We start from the raw sequence: 15,676 nt of genomic DNA, 5'->3' as shown, positions 1-15,676 counted from the left end.
GCCCCTGACCCGGCCGCCTCACCCGCTCCGGCCCCGGCCCCGGACACCGCCACCCTCACCACCGCGGGTTCCCTCAGCGGCGAGGAGGACTAGGAACGCCGGTCACCACATGACCGGACGATTGGCGCGGGTGTACTCGTCCGCGACGTTGAAGACGGCGGCACAGCCGGGGCATTGCGCCACACCGAACAAGTGGGCGATCCCGTCGGCGAGCGCCATCTGACCGTCGCGGACGCAGATCCGATGCATCCACCGGCCCGTTCCGGTGAGTTCGCCTGCGGCCGCCGGACGCAGGTCGCGCCGGATCTCCTCACCCCCGTCCCACACCTGGGCGTAGCATCCGAAGCCGCCGACGGCGATCGTCACCTCGACACCGCAGTGCGGACACTCCACCCTGATGATGTCGTCCGTGAAGCCCTCCAGGACGTTGGCCCAGTGGTACTCCCCCCTCACCGCGAGGAGGGCGAGGAAGGACGCGAGGTAGTCGGCGGGCCTCGACCGCAGGTGCCGGTCGAGCACCTCGCCGTACTCCGCGATCACGGCCGCGCAACCGGCCAGAAGGTCGTCGCAGCCGTGTCGACCCGCCGCGCGCGCCAGGATCCTCCCGGCCAGGCCGCGTGCCTGCGCGCTGTGCGCCGCGAGGCGCACGAGGCGTGGCAGGGACGCGAAGCTCGCCGGGGACACCAGGTCGTACTCGAGCACGAGGCGCCATCCCAGTTCCTTCCACGCTTCGGGGTCGTCCCGGCGCTCCACCCGCGCCAGGAGTTCCGGAACGCGATCGACGTCGAACCGGCAGTCAGGCATGTGCGCCCAGTCCACCATTCCGGCATTGAACCGTGCCTGGGCAGTGGGGGGCGACCCGGTCACCGTTCGGCGGCGGGGAGCCGGTAGACGGAGACGTGGGAGCGTGACTCGGCGGTGAACTCGGCGCCGTTCCAGTCGGCGTGGCGGGACTCCAGCGTGAATCCGGCCAGCTGGGCCATGAGGTCGAGCTCCGAGGGCCAGATGTAACGGTGCGGGGAACGGAACAGCCGGGTCGGCTCGCCGTCGGCGAACCGGAAGTGGTGCGAGACGACCTGCTGCCGCAGGACGTCGTAGGTGTCCAGGCCGATGTAGCCGGATTCGGAGTGGAAGACGACCGTCTGCTGGCCGGGTGGCAGCTTGCGCAGCTCGGGGACCCACAGTTCGATCACGAAGCGCCCGCCCGGCGCGAGGTGGCGGGCGGCGTTGGCGAAGCACGCGACCTGTGCGGCCTGGGAGAGCAGGTTGGAGATGGTGTTGTAGACGAGGTACACGAGCCGGAAGGTGCCCGGGGCGCGGGCGGCGGTCATGTCGCCGGTGACGACCGGGATCGTCGCGTCGTCCGCCTTGGTGCGCAGTCGGTCGGTCATGGGCTGTGACAGCTCGATGCCGCTGACGGGTACGCCTCGCCGCGCGAGCGGCACGGCCACGCGGCCGGTGCCGATGGCGAACTCGAGCGCCCGTCCGCCGTCGGCGAGTGCGGCAAGGCGGTCCACCACCGGGCCCAGTACGTCAGGGGCGAACATGCCGGTGCCGGGGGTGTCGTAGTTCCGGGCGGTCTCCTCGTCCCAGATCTCGTCCTGTCGCATGCACCCGACGATCCACCAAGCGGGCGGCGAAGTCGAAGGAATTCCGCGCGGGGCATCACACGGCGAAAGCCGGGGAAGACGGATCGAACACCGTTCTGCGGGGCATGGATGTCCCAACACGGCGACGGGACCCGGGGAGGCGCCCGTGAAGGTGGCACTGCTCACGCGGGAGTTCCCGCCGTACGTCTACGGCGGGGCGGGCGTCCACGTGGAGTTCCTGGCGCGCGAGCTACGTTCCCTGACGGACCTTCAGGTCCATTGCTGGGCCGGGGCGGACGGCGCGGACGCGACGGGCGGCGCGGACGCGACGGGCGGCACGGACGACGCGGGCGGCCCCGGCGTCAGCCGGCATGCCGCCGCCGCGGAGCTCGGGGGCGCGAACGAGGCGTTGCGCAGCCTGTCGGTCGACCTGTCGATGGCCGCCGCGCTGGCCGGCCGGGACCTGGTGCACTCGCACACCTGGTACGCCAACCTCGCCGGCCACCTGGCCAAACTGCTGTACGGCGTCCCGCACGTGATGACCGCCCACTCCCTCGAACCGCTGCGCCCCTGGAAGGCCGAGCAGCTCGGCGGCGGCTACGCGCTCTCCAGCTGGGCGGAGCGGACGGCGGTCGAGGCCGCCGACGGCGTCATCGCCGTCTCGCACGGGATGCGCGCGGACATCCTGCGCAGCTACCCCGCGCTCGACCCGGCGCGTGTGCACGTCGTCCACAACGGCATCGACACGCGCCTGTACCGGCCGGACGGGTCCACGGAGGCGCTGACCGCGCACGGCGTCGACCCGAGCCGCCCGTACGCGCTGTTCGTCGGCCGGATCACACGGCAGAAGGGGGTCCCGCACCTGCTGCGGGCCGCCCGGCGGATCGATCCGGACCTGCAGATCGTGCTGTGCGCCGGGGCGCCCGACACCCCGGCCATCGACCGCGAGTTCCGCGAGCTGGTGGAGGACCTTCGGGCCGTACGCGGCGGGGTGATCTGGATCCCGCAGATGCTGCCCCGGCCCGAGGTGGTGCAACTGCTCACGCACGCCGCGGTGTTCGTGTGCCCTTCGGTGTACGAGCCGCTGGGCATCGTGAACCTGGAGGCGATGGCGTGCGGCACCCCGGTGGTCGCCTCCGCGGTGGGCGGGATCCCCGAGGTGGTGGAGGACGGGGTGACCGGGCTCCTGGTGCCGTACGAGGAGAAGGACCCGGAAGCCTTCGAGGCGGGGCTGGCCGCGGCGGTCGGCGCGCTGGCCGGCGATCCCACGGCGGCGGCCCGGATGGGGGCGGCGGGACGCGAACGGGCGGTGGCGGAGTTCGGGTGGGACGCGGTGGCCCGCCGCACCGTGGGCGTGTACGAGGAGATCTGCAAGTCGCAAGGGCGGTAGCGGCAAAGGGGGCAGGGATGCGCGGCGGACCTTCGGTGCTGGGAATCGTGCTCGCGGGCGGCGAGGGCAAGCGGCTGATGCCGCTGACCGCCGACCGCGCCAAACCGGCGGTGCCGTTCGGCGGCGCCTACCGGCTGGTGGACTTCGTCCTGTCCAACCTCGTCAACGGCGACATCATGCGCATCTGCGTGCTGACGCAGTACAAGTCGCACTCCCTGGACCGGCACATCACCACCACCTGGCGGATGTCGAACCTGCTGGGCAACTACGTCACCCCCGTCCCGGCGCAGCAGCGGCTGGGCCCGCGGTGGTTCCTCGGCAGCGCGGACGCCATCTACCAGTCGCTGAACCTGGTGTACGACGAGCAGCCCGACTACATCGTCGTGTTCGGCGCCGACCACGTGTACCGCATGGACCCCCGGCAGATGCTGCGCCAGCACATCGAGGCGGGCGCGGGGGCCACGGTGGCGGGCATCCGCATCCCGCGTGACCAGGCCTCCTCGTTCGGGATCATCACCCCGGGACCGGGTGGGGTGCGGGTGGAGCGGTTCCTGGAGAAGCCCGCCGATCCGCCGGGCCTGCCCGGTGACCCCGACCGGGTGTACGCCTCGATGGGCAACTACGTGTTCACCACCAAGGTGCTGCTGGACGCGCTGGCCCAGGACGCCGAGGACGACTCCTCCGTCCACGACATGGGCGGCAGCATCATCCCGCTGCTGACCGCCAAGGGGCAGGTGCAGGTCTACGACTTCGACGACAACCACGTGCCCGGCGAGACCGCCCGCGACCACGGCTACTGGCGGGACGTGGGCACCCTGGACGCCTACTACGACTCCCACCAGGACCTGATCTCGGTCCACCCGGTCTTCAACCTCTACAACGACCAGTGGCCGCTGTACACGCACTCGCTGCGGCTGCCCCCGGCGAAGTTCGTGGCCGGCGGGATCGCGGGCGAGTCGATGGTCAGCCCGGGCTGCATCATCTCCGGGCAGGTCACGCAGTCCGTGCTGTCGCCGGGGGTCGTGGTGGAGGAGGGCGCGGTGGTGCAGGGGTCGGTGCTGCACGACAACGTCCGCATCGGGCGCGGCGCGGTCGTGCGCCGCGCCATCCTCGACAAGAACGTCGTCGTGCCCGCCGGCGCCACCGTGGGCGTCAACCCGGAACGTGACCGCGAGCTCTACCACGCCTCCGCCAACGGCGTCATCGCGCTGGGCAAGGGCCAGCACGTGCTGTGACCCGGCGGCCGGGCCGGGCGCGGGCCGGACTCACACCGGGATACGGCCCGGCTCCGGCGTCCCTTGCAGCGGGGTGCCCGGGTGAAGTTGCCCGGTGACGAGGGTGACGGCGGCCGCGGCGCCTGCCGGCATCCCCAGCGCGGCCACCAGGAAGCGATGGTCCTGTTCGAGCAGGTCCTCGTACTCCGCTCGGGACACCTCGACGACCTCGTGACCCGGCCTGTCGGTCCGCACGGCGTGGTAGCGGCCGTCTACCGCCTCTCCGGCCCGCAGGGAGCCCTGGACGACGACCGTCGCCACGATGAGCGCGACCCCCGCGGCGAAGACCCCGGCCAGGGCCACCTGGACGATCCCCGGCAGGCAGCGCAGGGCGAGCCACTGCAGCGCGCGGTTGCCCCGGGCGTCCACCCCGCGCGCGGTCAGGGCGAGCGCCCGTACGGCCGCACCGAGCAGCAGCGGGAGCAGCAACGCGAGGACACCGCCCAGCACCGGGCCGCCGTCGCCCGGCCATGACGGTCCGGGCAGGAAGGTGAGCAGCCCCGCCACTTCGCAGAAGGCCCCCAGGGCCAGCGCCGCGCCCGCGTGCACGATGAAACTCACCTTCACGGCGGTCGCCGCCCCTCCCCCGCTGCGTTGCTTCGCCGCCATCGTAGGACTGCCCGCACCAAGGCTGCGCAAAGTCCTGGCGGGGCATGAGACGGCGTGACGGGCCACGGCGTATGGAGGGTGCAGTTCCTTCTTCACGTCCCCCTGCCCGCCGGAGGTAGCACGCCCGTGACCGTCACCAAGGATGCCCCGGCGCCGGCCGGGACCGCACGGCAGGACGCCGGGCGGCCGGATCCGGAACAGGGGTGGCGGGTCAGTTCGCCGCTGGTGCTGACGTTGCTGCTGCTCGTCGCCCTGATGCTGCAGGGACCGGTGCGCGGGGCGCTGTCCGCGCCGGTGATGCAGAGCTGGATGACCGTGTTCGTGGCGGTGGTGGTGCAGGCGTTGCCGTTCCTGGTGCTGGGCGTCGTGCTCTCGGCGGTGCTCGCGGTGTGCGTCCCGCCGTCGTTCTTCGCGCGGGCGCTGCCGCGCCGGACCGCGGTGGCGGTGCCGGTGGCGGGCATGGCGGGGGCGGTCCTGCCGGGTTGCGAGTGCGCGTCGGTGCCGGTCGCGGGGGCGATGGTGCGGCGGGGGGTGGCTCCGGCGGCGGCGCTGACGTTCCTGCTGTCCGCGCCGGCGATCAACCCGGTGGTGCTGACCGCCACGGCCGTGGCCTTCCCGAACGAACCGCGCATGGTGGTCGCCCGGTTCGTCGCGAGCCTGCTGGTGGCCTGCGCCATGGGCTGGCTGTGGCAGCGTCTGGGGCACGCCGACCGGTTGCGCCCCGCGGCGCACCCGTCGGCCGAGGGGCAGGGCAAGGGTGCGGCGTTCTGGGGTTCGGTACGGCACGACGTGATGCACGCCGGCGGGTTCCTGGTGGTCGGGGCGATGGCGGCGGCCACGCTCAAGTCCTTCGTGCCCGAGGACGTCTTGCGGCTGGCGTCGGGCAACCCGCTGGTGTCCGTGCTCGCGCTGGCGGTGCTCGCGGTGGTGCTGTCGATCTGCTCGGAGGCCGACGCGTTCGTGGCCGCGTCCTTGTCGCAGTTCTCCCTCACCGCCCGGCTGGTGTTCCTCGTCGTGGGGCCGATGATCGACCTGAAGCTCTTCGCGCTGCAGGCGGGCGCGTTCGGACGCGCGTTCGCGGTGCGGTTCGCGCCCGCCACCTTCGCCGTGGCCGTCGTGGTGGCGTCCCTGACCGGGGCGGTCCTGCTGTGAACCGGGAAGCACAGGCCGCCGTGCTGCTCCTGACCGGGGTGGCGATGCTCCACGCCGGGCTCAGCGACCTCTACCTGCGCTACGTCAAGGCCGGGCTGCAGCCGCTGCTGCTGGCGGCGGGCGCCGTGCTGGTCGTCGCCGCCCTGGCGACCGTCTGGTACGAACTGCGCCGCCCCCGCCGCGCTCGCCCCACCGGGGCGGGCTCGGACGAGGGGCACGCGCACGACGCGGGGCATGCGCACCCGCACCGCGAGCCGAAGGTCGCGTGGCTGCTGGTGCTGCCGCTCGTCGCACTCGTCCTGGTCGCCCCGCCCGCCCTGGGCTCCTACTCCGCCGCCCGGACCGGCACGTCCGTCCCGCGCCCCTTCGGTTTCCCCGCCCTGCCCGCGGGGGACCCGTTGCGGATGGAGACCGCCGACTACGCCGGCCGTGCGGTCTACGACCACGGACGGTCCCTGGGCGGCCGTCAGGTCACCCTCACCGGGTTCGTCAGCATCGGCCGCGACGGCACCCCGTACCTGACCCGCATGGTGCTGAACTGCTGCGCGGCCGACGCCCGCCCGGTCAAGATCGGCCTGACCGGGCAGGTGCCGCCCGTCCTGCGGCCGGACGCCTGGCTGGACGTCACCGGGACCTACACCGCGCGCCGGGCGAAGGACCCGGTCAACGACGGTCCCATCCCGTTCCTGGACGTGAGCCGGGCCCGGCCGGTGCGGGCGCCGTCGGAGCCGTACGAGGGCTGACGCATCGGCCCCTCGGTCAGCCCGGCTGGCTGCTGTCCTTCAGCGTGCCCCAGCCGTGCCAGCGCTCGATGTCGATCAGCCCGCTCACGCGGTCGCGGTCCCGCTGCGGGTAGGCGCGGCCCAGGTACTGCTGGGCCAGCCGGTCGATGTCGGCGAGGCCGCTGTCCTCGCGCAGTTCGGCGACGCGCCCGACCACGGTGACGTGGGTGTACCAGTTCCCCTCGTCCAGGACCGTGAGGGTGACCCGGGGGTCGTTGCGCATGTGCTCCAGACGCTTGCGGCCACCGTCCATGTTGACCAGGACCCGGCCGTCGTCCCAGAGGTACCAGGTGGCCGTGGACACCGGCTGGCCGTCGGCCATCAGCGTCGTGATCACGGCCGGGTTGGGCTTCTTCAGCATCTCGATCGCGGCCGGGGGAAGCGGGGGCTTGGACACGGGAACTCCTTCTCGGTGATCTTCGGCGCTGCGCCCTCACCGTGCCACATCCCGCCCGGCCGGACGGCGGCCCGGACCCGGCGCGCCCCGCGGTGTCCGTCGAAGGGGCGCGCCCCGGGCCGGCGCGTCAGCAGAACCAGCCGTCCTGGACCCAGCCGTGGCGGTTGATGTCGCCGTAGGCGAACCCGTAGGCCCAGGCGCCCTGCTTGCTCTCGACGGTGAAGGTCTGGCCCTTGTAGAGGGTGCCCATCCAGGCGCCCAGCGGGGCGGTGCGGACGTACAGGTCCTGGGCGCAGACGGTCTCGCGCCGGCCGATCGTCCCGTCGGCGGCCCGGGCGGGCGCGGCGGTGGTCAGCACGGCGGCGGTCAGGGCCGCGACGGCAGTGGCGGCGCGGAGCATCCGGGGTGCGGGCATGCGGGTGGTCCTTCCTGTCGTGGGGGTGGGGGTGGCGGTGCGGGAGCGGGTCACCAGGAGCCGTAGCCGCCGAGGCACTCGACGCGGACGTAGCCCCAGTCGCCCTTGCCGAAGTCGAAGGTGGCGGCCCAGCCGTTGTAGACGGGGTGGGCGCCGCGGGTGTGGCCGACCTTGTTGCCGTAGCCCAGGACGCGGATCAGCCCGTGGGGCCCGGAGGCGCTGTCGTAGTTGGCGTAGAAGCTGGCGCTCTGGCACACGATGATCGCGTGCTCGGGCGGCACCGCGGCGCGCGCGGGCTGCGTCATCAGTGCGCACGCCGCCGCTGCGGCGGTGGCGGCCAGCGTCTTGGTCACGCTCCTCATGGATCGTCCTCTCGTGGGGGGTGTCGCGGATCAGGATGGCGGCCCGTTGTCTATGCGGGTAGAGGGGGGTAGGGGAAATTTACGTGCCCATGACATTTCGACTCGACGTCGAGCCCGAACAGGCCCCCACCGCGGCCCGGTTGCACCTCGATAGCATGCGCGCATGCCTGAGGACGGCCTGATCGAAGTGACGCTGGTCGACGCGGCGGACGGACTGCCGTTCGGCCGCTCGGAACTACCCGCAGGACAGCTCCCGGAGTCCTTCGCGCCGGAGACCCGGCTCGACCTCGGCGGGGCGGTGTGGCAGGTCGTACGGGCGCAGCCCGCCGACCGCACGGCCTACCTCGCGGCCGGGCGGCTCGTCCTGACGCTCCGGCGCCTGCGGACGGTGGACCCGCGGCAGGTCGCCTACACCCTGCCGACGCTCTGCGCGGAACTTCCGCCGCTGGCCCCGCCCGACCTCGCCGCGGACGACCGGGAGATCCACGAGGACGAATGGCGCCAGGCCGAACTGGTGGAACGCCGCTGCGCGACCCAGGTCGAGGCGGAACTGGCGGACATCACACGGATCTTCCGGGAGCACGCACGAACAGTCGGGGAGGGCGACGAGGCCGTCCAGGTGTTCGACGAGCTGCACCTGCGGGAGACACCGGCCGAGCCGCTGACGGGCGCGCTCACCCGGCAGCGGCTGTTCGACGTGCTCCCGGCATCACACATGTACGCGGGGGTGGCACTGCGGGACGGACAGGGGCGGGTCGCCGACTCGTTCGCAGCCCGCGTCGGGCCGGTCACGGTGTACGGCCGCTGCGCCGGCGACCGGGTCGTCGCCCTGGGCCTGACCCCGGCGGCGCGGGCAACAGTGGCGGCGGTGCCGGGACTGGCCCAGCTCATGCGGGAGTTCGGCCTGGTGCTCGTCGACTGGTGCGCGCTGCGCCGCGAGGAGCTGCCGTAGCCGGTGGCCTGCCGCTTCGCTGCGGGGACCTCACGTCCACACGCCGGGGCCGGCCCCGCGCCATTCGACGAGGTCCGGGTCGGCCAGGTCGATGGCGTCGGGATCGAGGCCGGCGCGCCGCAGGAACTCCTGGAAGTCGCGGAGGTGGTACGCGATCCCCAGGATCTCGCCGTCCACGCGGACGCGCCGGCCGCCGCCCGTCGATGGCGGCATCACGATGACGCGACGCTGCATGCGCTCAGGATGACCCGTCCGGCCCTGCCCCGCATCCCGGCCGCCGGGCGGCGCCCCGGGAACGGCACCCGGATGGTCCGGCCGCCGCTGCCGGGCACGGACGGGCGTGACAGGCTGGCCGGAACCCGTCAGCGCACCGAGGGAGCCTGCGGCATGACCGAACGGACGATGCGGGCCGTCGCCTCCTACCGGGGCCTGCCCGTGGAGGACCCCGAGAGCCTCGTGGACGTCGAGGTGCCGGTGCCGGATCCCGAGCCCCGTGACGTACTGGTGCGGGTGCAGGCGGTGTCGGTCAATCCCGTCGACATCAAGGTCCGCCCCGGGCTGCCGGCCTCCGACCGGCCCCGCATCCTCGGCTTCGACGGCGCAGGCGTGGTCGAGGCGGTGGGTGAGGGGGTGACCACCCTTCAGGTGGGGGACGAGGTCTGGTACGCCGGGGACCTCACCCGCGCCGGAAGCAACGCCGAGTTCCAGGTCGTCGACGAGCGCCTCGTGGCCCGCAAGCCGCGCAGCCTCGGCTTCGCGGAGGCCGCCGCCCTGCCCCTGACCGGCATCACCGCCTGGGAGACCCTCTTCGACCGGTTCACCCTCGACGCCAGGTCCACCGGCACCCTGCTGGCGCTGGGCGGCGCCGGCGGTGTGGGCTCGATCCTCATCCAGCTGGCGAAACAACTGACCGGCCTGCGGGTGCTGGCCTCGGCCGGCCGCCCCGAGACGGCGCAGTGGGTCACCGGGCTCGGGGCCGACGCCGTGGTCGACCACCACGACCTCGCCGCGACCGCCGCCGCGGCGGCCCCGGAGGGCGTCGACTACCTGCTCTCCCCGCACTCCGCCGGCAACATCGGGACCTACGCCAGGATCATGCGTCCGGGCGGGCACATCACGGCGATCGACGAGCCCGAGGGGCTGGACCTGCTGCCGCTGAAGGCCAAGAGCATCGCGTGGCACTGGGAGTTGATGTTCACCCGGCCGATGTTCCGGACCCCCGACATGATCGAGCACAAGAACCTGCTGCAGAAGATCGCGACCCTGGTGGACGACGGCCGCATCCGCAGCACCGTCACCACCACCATCGAGGACTTCTCGGCCGCCGGGCTGCGCCGCGCCCACGAGATGGTGGAATCCGGCCGGACCATCGGCAAGGTCGTCGTCACCCGCTGACGCCTCCCCGGCGGCGGACGCGGCACTTCTGCGGCGCCGCCGCCACGGCGGCTCTCGCAGCCTTGGGCTCTGACCGTGATCAATCTCCAGGTCCGCTGCGAGAGCGGCACGATCGGGGCTCGCGCCAGGCGTGGGGTCGTCCGGGGGCCTGAGCCGGCCGGTCTCGACCAGGGTCCTCGACGGAGAGCACCTGTACCTGTGGTTCCTCGGAGACCGAGACGACAAGTCCCCGGCCGACGACAGCCTGATCCGGGGGCGCCCGCAGCGGGGTCAATACACCTAGAGCGCCTCGCCGCCCCCGTGGCGGCGGATGGTGACGTACTCGCTCGCGTCGCGGCCGGCCAGGCGGCGCTGGAGGGATCCGGCGATGCGGCCGGCCTGCCGCTTGGCGAGTTCCGCCTTCTCACCGTGGAAGAGCCCGTCCACCGTCAGGGTCCACAGCGCCAGCCAGCGGGCGAAGTGCGCGGGGCCCAGCGGGGCCATGCGGTGCAGGGCGAGATGCGGGGCCAGCGCGTTGCGCCGGTACCGGCCGGCCGCGAACAGCACCGACTCCCAGAAGTCACACATGACCGGCAGATGCGCGTCCAGGTCCATCCGGGCCACCTCGGTGAAGACCGGCCCGATCAGGGGATCGGCGAAGGCCCGGCGGTAGAAGGCGGTCACCAGCCCCTCGACGTCCGCACGGTCCGCGAGGTCACGACCCGTCCCGCCCACGGCGACGGGCCCGGGCGCGCTCACAGCCGCCCCAGGACGAGCGCCGCGCCGCATCCTGCCAGGCACAGTGCCTTGACCACCTCGAGCGCGACGTACCGCAGGTGCGCGCGGCTGCGCGGGCCGGTCTCCCCGGCGAGGACGGCGGCCGTGCGGCGGTTCAACGCGGGCCGGACCACGAGCAGTTGTGCCAGGAGTACGGCGACGGCCCCCGCGCCCAGGCCCAGCGCCACGGGCCCCGGCACCTCCCACGCCACCGCCAAGGCGGCGATCGCCGCGAGCACGGCCTCGACGCGGTTCAGCGCGCGGAAGACGATCCGTCCGATGCCCAGGCCCAGCGGCACGGTGATCCCCTCGGCGCGGAACTTGAGGGGCGCTTCCAGGAACGAGATCCCGAGCACCATCCCCAGCCACACGAAGACCGCGGCCACCTGCGCCAGGACGGCGCCGGCGTTCACCGGGCCCTCCGCTCGGGGTGGCGCCGGGCGGTGCGCACGGGATGCCGTCGGATGCGGTGAAGGTCCATGCCGTCACCCTAGCGTAAATTTGCATTTAAGCTGCATATTTGAGTCGGCCGTCACAATCCCCCCAACCCACTTGGGGAACAGGCGGATCGACACCGAGAATGGCTCGATGACCTCGCCCGATCTACTGCCCGACCACCGGCTCGAGCGCACCGCCGTCGTCGCCAACAGCACCATGAACCGCGAGCGGGGTCTGACCGGCGCCAACAGCTACGCCCGCGAACTCGGCTTCGACCCGGTCGGCCATCTGCTGGCACGCACCCCCGGGCCGCGCTGGCTCGACCTGTGCAGCGGGGAAGGGCTGGCCCTGCGGGAGGCCGCGGGCCGGCTGCCGGCGACGGCACGGCTGACCGGCGTCGACCTGGTGGGGCCCCTGGCACCGGTACCCCTGCCGCCCACCGTGGAGCTGGTCACGGCATCGGTGACGGACTGGGAGCCCACCGCCCCGTACGACCTGATCACCTGCGTGCACGGCCTCCACTACGTCGGCGACCGGCTCGCAACGCTCACCCGCGCCGCAGGGTGGCTCCGGCCCGGCGGTCTGCTGACCGCCCACCTCGACCCCGCCTCGATCCGCTGGGCGGACGGCGGCCCTGCCGGGCGGTTCGCCCTGGCCGCCCTGCGGGCCGAGGGGTTCGCCTACAGCGCGCGCCACCACCGCCTCACGCTCACCGGGCCGCGCACCGTCCGCCTCCCCCTGCGCTACGTCGGCGCCGACCCCGATGCGGGACCCAACTACACCGGCCAGCCCGCCGTCGCCGCCCACTACCGGCGCGCCGACTGAGCCACGGACCGCGGGCATCCCGACCGGCGACGCTCCTGTCAAGTCCCGAAATCCAGCGACGTGACGCGTGAGCGGCCGTAGGGCCTACTGGAGACATCGCCACTTCTCCGGCTCGCGCAAGAGCACGACGTCGTCAGCGACGGCGTCGGCCCGGCAGTGCCGGCCGGAGGCACGGGCCGCAACGGCCCGCCGCGGACGGGGGCGGAGGTCCTCACGCCCTCCTCGGACCTCCGCCCTTCCGCGACACCCCCTCCCCGCACACCTCCCGGAAAGAAGCACCTGCCATGTCCAGGCACACACTGCAGCGGCCCGTCGCCCTGGTGATGGCCGCCTTGGCGGTCGCCGCCGCCACCACGGGTGCCGCGCACCTGACCCACACCTCCGCCGACCGCCCGGCACCGTGCTCACGGGAGGGGATTCCCGGGGGCGACAAGGGCGATGCGGGTCCGGGCGGCCTGCCCGGCCTGCCCGTAGCGGCGGCCGCGTCCGGATGCGCCGTGCCCGGCGCCCTGCCGGACAAGCCCGAGGACCGGCTCTCCGCCGTCGACAAGACCCGGATCGTGGTGCTCATGGCGACCGGCGAGGCCCGGGGTTCCGAGGTGGCGGCACAGTACAGGGTCTCCGAGGACCGGGTCGCGACCTGGAAGTCGCAGCTGCTCATGGGCGACTGGCTGGGACTCCTCCTTCCCGACACCCGCACCACCCCCTGACCGCCCGCCCCGCACGGCGGGGACCCGGTGGGGCCTTCCTTCCGGCCGCGTCCACCGCCGTTCCCCGCTCGCCGGCCCACAACGTGACCCGACGGCGCCCATGCCACGCCCCCTCCCCCCACACGGCGCGCTTCACCCGGCAGGTGAACCGCGCCCTCCGGCATGCCGCCGCCGGATCATCGACCGACCGCACGTCATCCACGGCGCGGAAATATCCGGTTGGCCAACGGAGCGGCATGCGCCACCATCGCCCCATGGGAGCACTGGACGCGGTTGCGGGCAGGTTGGCCGGCGGGGCGAGCGTCGAGTTCCGGCCCAGCGGCTCTTCGATGGTCCCCTTGATACGCAGCCGCGCTCTGGTGACCGTCGCCCCGGTCGACCCGTCGAAGCTCGAGGTCGGCGACATCGTGCTCGCCCGTGTCGCGGGCACGGTGTACCTGCACCTGGTGTCCGCGGTGGAGCCGGCCAGGAAGCGGGTGCAGATCAGCAACAACCGGGGCCATGTCAACGGCTGGACCGGATACGGCCGGGTCCACGGGATCTGTACGGCGGTCGACGGCGTCCCCCGGCCTCGCACAGCGGGCAAGGTCCTCGCCTCGTGACACGTCTGTGACAGTCGGCGGACGGGGTCATGACCTCGCAGCGCGAAAGTGGTCCATAGAGGGCAAAACGCCCCAATCGGACATCCACCTCCTGCTACCGAGGGCGTGAGCAGGGACCGCAGCCGCCGAACCGCCGAAGGACACCGCCATGAGCTCCGCACCCGCCACGCCCCAGGCCGACCCCAGCCCCGACGCCGACACCGCCGGCACCGGCGGCGACGTCCCCGAACTCGCCCCCCGCGAACGCGAGACCCTCCGCCACATCGCCGCGGGCCGCACCTACCTCCAGACCGCCCGCCACATGGGACTGTCCAAGCACACCGTCGACGCCTACCTCCGCCGCATCCGCACCAAGCTCGGCATCTACAGCACCGCCGAACTCACCCGCACCGCCATCGCCCTCGGACTGTGACCGCCGCGCTTCCGGCCGCCCGGAGGATCAGGAGCGGCCGAAGCCGTTGAGGAACGCGTCCACCACGAGGTCGGCAGCCCGCGGGGGCTCCACCTCGGGAAAGCGGTGGGCGACGGTGTCCACCAACTGGTCGAGGACCGCCCTCGCCCACTCCGGGGAGGCGTCGGGGCGCAGATGACCCTCGTCCGCGGCGCGCCGCACGAAGGCGTCAAGCCGCGCGCTCTGCTCCGCACGCCGGCGGTCGGCGTCGGGGTCCTGCCGCATCATGCGGCGCGTGTCGACGGGCCACTCACGGCTGACGGGGACGATCCCCTCCACGTAGCGGTGGAGGGCCACGCCCACGGGCGCCTCCATGAGCCGCGCCTCGTCGAGGACGCGCTCGGCGGAGTCGAGTTTCGCGTGGAAGACGGCGTTGAGCAGGGCTTCGCGCGTGGCGAAGCGGCGGTGGACGGTCGTCCGGTCCACCCCCGCCGCGCTGGCGATGGCCGACATCGACGTGCCTGGGTCCTCGGCCAGCAGCCGGGCCCCGGTGCGCAGGACCACGGCGAGGTTACGTGCGGCATCGGCTCTCATGATGGCGTCATGGTAACAGGGAGTCGCAGTTAGACGTACATCACCATCACATCCGCTGCATCGGCCGGACATAGTGCTACATTGATGTTGCAGTTAATCGAAGAGCTTCGACAGTGACCTCGGATCCGTCCCCGGCCCGAGAGCGCTCGTCGCAGGACAGGAGGAACGTCCCATGGCACGTACGTGGCTGATCACCGGTGGTTCCCAGGGCCTCGGGAGGACCCTCGCGGTCGCGGCGCTGGAGGCGGGCGACCGGGTCGCGGTAACCTCGCGCAAGCCGGAGGCGCTGGCGGAGCTGGCGGCGGCGCACCCCGAGCGGCTCCAGAGCCTCGCGCTGGACGTCACCTCGCCCGCGGAGGCCCGGCAGGTGGTCGCGGCGGTGGTCGAGCGCTTCGGCGGCCTCGACGTCGTGGTCAACAACGCGGGTTACGCGACCAACGGCTCGGTGGAGGACTTCCCGGAGGACGAGTTCCGGGCCCAGATCGAGGCGAACCTCTTCGGGGTCGTCAACGTGACGCGGGCGGCGCTGCCCGTCCTGCGCGGCCGGCGCTCCGGGCACTTCGTGCAGATCTCGTCCATCGGCGGCCGGGTCGGCGGCACGCCCGGCCTCAGCGCGTACCAGACCGCCAAGTTCGCGGTCGCGGGCTTCTCCGAGGTCCTGGCGAACGAGGTGGCCCCGCTCGGCATCAAGGTGACCATCGTGGAGCCGGGCGGCATCCGCACCGGCTGGGCCGCCGGCGCCGCGCTGACCTCAGGCCCGATCGGTACCGACTACGAGCAGACCGTCGGGCGGTGGCAGGAGCGGTTCGCGGCCTACAGCGGCAACGAGCCCGGCGACCCGGCCCGCATGGCCCGGGCGATCGTCGACGTCGTCGGCGCCGAGGAGCCCCCGCGCCGCCTGCTGCTCGGCAGCGACGCGCTGGAGATCGCACTGGACGCCGAGGAGGCACGTCTGACGGAGGCCAGGACGTGGGCGCACCTCAGCCGCTCCACGGACCACCCGGTCGCTTCCGGCTCCGCGTGACCCCGCACCCCCGTACCCC

Annotated in this window: 21 protein-coding genes; 11 read left to right on the top strand and 10 right to left on the bottom strand. The window is 73.1% G+C overall.

Annotated features, from left to right (window positions below):
• Positions 1-102 precede the first annotated feature (102 nt).
• Both PV350_RS35640 and PV350_RS35635 read right to left on the bottom strand, forming a co-directional pair.
• On the bottom strand, positions 103-804 hold the full coding sequence (locus PV350_RS35640) for a hypothetical protein (RefSeq protein WP_500337646.1): 702 nt from the start codon (positions 802-804) through the stop codon (positions 103-105).
• 59 nt (positions 805-863) lie between these two features.
• Entirely contained in the window at positions 864-1,610 is a 747-nt protein-coding gene (locus PV350_RS35635; protein ID WP_500337645.1) for a class I SAM-dependent methyltransferase, read from the bottom strand.
• Between the two features lie 145 nt (positions 1,611-1,755).
• On the opposite strand from PV350_RS35635, the gene glgA reads away from it, so the two are divergent.
• Together glgA and glgC are read left to right on the top strand one after the other, a co-directional pair.
• The gene (gene glgA, locus PV350_RS35630; RefSeq protein WP_500337644.1) at positions 1,756-2,979 is read left to right on the top strand and encodes a glycogen synthase; all 1,224 of its coding nucleotides are present in this window, start codon (positions 1,756-1,758) and stop codon (positions 2,977-2,979) included.
• A 17-nt stretch (positions 2,980-2,996) separates the two neighbouring features.
• Positions 2,997-4,214: a glucose-1-phosphate adenylyltransferase gene (glgC, locus tag PV350_RS35625; protein WP_499509120.1), complete on the top strand. Its 1,218-nt coding sequence runs from the start codon at positions 2,997-2,999 to the stop codon at positions 4,212-4,214.
• A 30-nt stretch (positions 4,215-4,244) separates the two neighbouring features.
• On the opposite strand, the gene PV350_RS35620 is transcribed toward glgC, so the two are convergent.
• Positions 4,245-4,862: a hypothetical protein gene (locus PV350_RS35620; protein WP_500337643.1), complete on the bottom strand. Its 618-nt coding sequence runs from the start codon at positions 4,860-4,862 to the stop codon at positions 4,245-4,247.
• Between the two features lie 126 nt (positions 4,863-4,988).
• Between PV350_RS35620 and PV350_RS35615 the strand changes: the two genes are divergently transcribed.
• Positions 4,989-6,014, top strand: a complete 1,026-nt coding sequence (locus PV350_RS35615; protein WP_500337642.1) for a permease — start codon at positions 4,989-4,991, stop codon at positions 6,012-6,014.
• On the top strand, positions 6,011-6,757 hold the full coding sequence (locus PV350_RS35610) for a TIGR03943 family putative permease subunit (RefSeq protein ID WP_499509123.1): 747 nt from the start codon (positions 6,011-6,013) through the stop codon (positions 6,755-6,757). The genes PV350_RS35615 and PV350_RS35610 overlap by 4 nt, the downstream gene beginning before the upstream one ends.
• A 16-nt stretch (positions 6,758-6,773) precedes the next feature.
• On the opposite strand, the gene PV350_RS35605 is transcribed toward PV350_RS35610, so the two are convergent.
• The 3 genes from PV350_RS35605 to PV350_RS35595 all read right to left on the bottom strand — a co-directional run bounded on the left by PV350_RS35605 (position 6,774) and on the right by PV350_RS35595 (position 7,970).
• Positions 6,774-7,193: a PPOX class F420-dependent oxidoreductase gene (locus PV350_RS35605; protein WP_499509124.1), complete on the bottom strand. Its 420-nt coding sequence runs from the start codon at positions 7,191-7,193 to the stop codon at positions 6,774-6,776.
• 127 nt (positions 7,194-7,320) lie between these two features.
• On the bottom strand, positions 7,321-7,608 hold the full coding sequence (locus tag PV350_RS35600) for a hypothetical protein (protein ID WP_499509125.1): 288 nt from the start codon (positions 7,606-7,608) through the stop codon (positions 7,321-7,323).
• Positions 7,609-7,658: 50 nt separating this feature from the next.
• Positions 7,659-7,970: a hypothetical protein gene (locus PV350_RS35595; protein ID WP_499509126.1), complete on the bottom strand. Its 312-nt coding sequence runs from the start codon at positions 7,968-7,970 to the stop codon at positions 7,659-7,661.
• A 163-nt stretch (positions 7,971-8,133) separates the two neighbouring features.
• On the opposite strand from PV350_RS35595, the gene PV350_RS35590 reads away from it, so the two are divergent.
• Positions 8,134-8,922: a hypothetical protein gene (locus tag PV350_RS35590; RefSeq protein WP_499509127.1), complete on the top strand. Its 789-nt coding sequence runs from the start codon at positions 8,134-8,136 to the stop codon at positions 8,920-8,922.
• A gap of 30 nt (positions 8,923-8,952) precedes the next feature.
• Here the strand turns inward: PV350_RS35590 and PV350_RS35585 are convergent, their stop codons facing one another.
• Positions 8,953-9,156, bottom strand: coding sequence for a hypothetical protein (locus PV350_RS35585; RefSeq protein WP_499509128.1), 204 nt, complete (start codon positions 9,154-9,156; stop codon positions 8,953-8,955).
• A 153-nt stretch (positions 9,157-9,309) separates the two neighbouring features.
• Here PV350_RS35585 and PV350_RS35580 point away from each other — a divergent pair, with 153 nt between their 5' ends.
• A complete protein-coding gene (locus PV350_RS35580) occupies positions 9,310-10,317 on the top strand; it encodes a zinc-binding alcohol dehydrogenase family protein (RefSeq protein ID WP_500337641.1) in 1,008 nt (335 codons plus the stop codon).
• A 279-nt stretch (positions 10,318-10,596) separates the two neighbouring features.
• Here PV350_RS35580 and PV350_RS35575 read toward each other — a convergent pair whose 3' ends face one another.
• On the bottom strand, positions 10,597-11,055 hold the full coding sequence (locus PV350_RS35575) for a group III truncated hemoglobin (protein ID WP_500337640.1): 459 nt from the start codon (positions 11,053-11,055) through the stop codon (positions 10,597-10,599).
• Positions 11,052-11,486 carry a hypothetical protein gene (locus tag PV350_RS35570; RefSeq protein WP_499509131.1) on the bottom strand — a complete coding sequence of 145 codons (435 nt, stop codon included), beginning with the start codon at positions 11,484-11,486 and terminating at the stop codon, positions 11,052-11,054. The genes PV350_RS35575 and PV350_RS35570 overlap by 4 nt, the downstream gene beginning before the upstream one ends.
• Before the next feature lie 175 nt (positions 11,487-11,661).
• On the opposite strand from PV350_RS35570, the gene PV350_RS35565 reads away from it, so the two are divergent.
• The 4 genes from PV350_RS35565 (at position 11,662) to PV350_RS35550 (ending at position 14,060) form a co-directional block, all read left to right on the top strand.
• Positions 11,662-12,336: a class I SAM-dependent methyltransferase gene (locus PV350_RS35565; protein WP_500337639.1), complete on the top strand. Its 675-nt coding sequence runs from the start codon at positions 11,662-11,664 to the stop codon at positions 12,334-12,336.
• A gap of 284 nt (positions 12,337-12,620) precedes the next feature.
• Complete coding sequence (locus PV350_RS35560) at positions 12,621-13,046, top strand: hypothetical protein (protein WP_499509133.1); 426 nt, start codon at positions 12,621-12,623, stop codon at positions 13,044-13,046.
• Between the two features lie 254 nt (positions 13,047-13,300).
• A complete protein-coding gene (locus PV350_RS35555; RefSeq protein WP_499509134.1) occupies positions 13,301-13,648 on the top strand; it encodes a S24/S26 family peptidase in 348 nt (115 codons plus the stop codon).
• A 148-nt stretch (positions 13,649-13,796) separates the two neighbouring features.
• Positions 13,797-14,060, top strand: a complete 264-nt coding sequence (locus tag PV350_RS35550) for a response regulator transcription factor (RefSeq protein ID WP_499515998.1) — start codon at positions 13,797-13,799, stop codon at positions 14,058-14,060.
• 27 nt (positions 14,061-14,087) lie between these two features.
• Here the strand turns inward: PV350_RS35550 and PV350_RS35545 are convergent, their stop codons facing one another.
• Positions 14,088-14,633: a TetR/AcrR family transcriptional regulator gene (locus tag PV350_RS35545; protein ID WP_499515997.1), complete on the bottom strand. Its 546-nt coding sequence runs from the start codon at positions 14,631-14,633 to the stop codon at positions 14,088-14,090.
• 172 nt (positions 14,634-14,805) lie between these two features.
• Here PV350_RS35545 and PV350_RS35540 point away from each other — a divergent pair, with 172 nt between their 5' ends.
• Positions 14,806-15,657, top strand: coding sequence for an oxidoreductase (locus PV350_RS35540; protein WP_500337638.1), 852 nt, complete (start codon positions 14,806-14,808; stop codon positions 15,655-15,657).
• Positions 15,658-15,676 lie beyond the last annotated feature (19 nt).

Source organism: Streptomyces sp. PA03-6a (assembly GCF_033792765.1).
GTDB lineage: Bacteria > Actinomycetota > Actinomycetes > Streptomycetales > Streptomycetaceae > Actinacidiphila.
The sequence above is the reverse complement of the archived record's forward strand: the minus strand, read 5'-3'. Positions and strand labels throughout refer to the sequence as shown.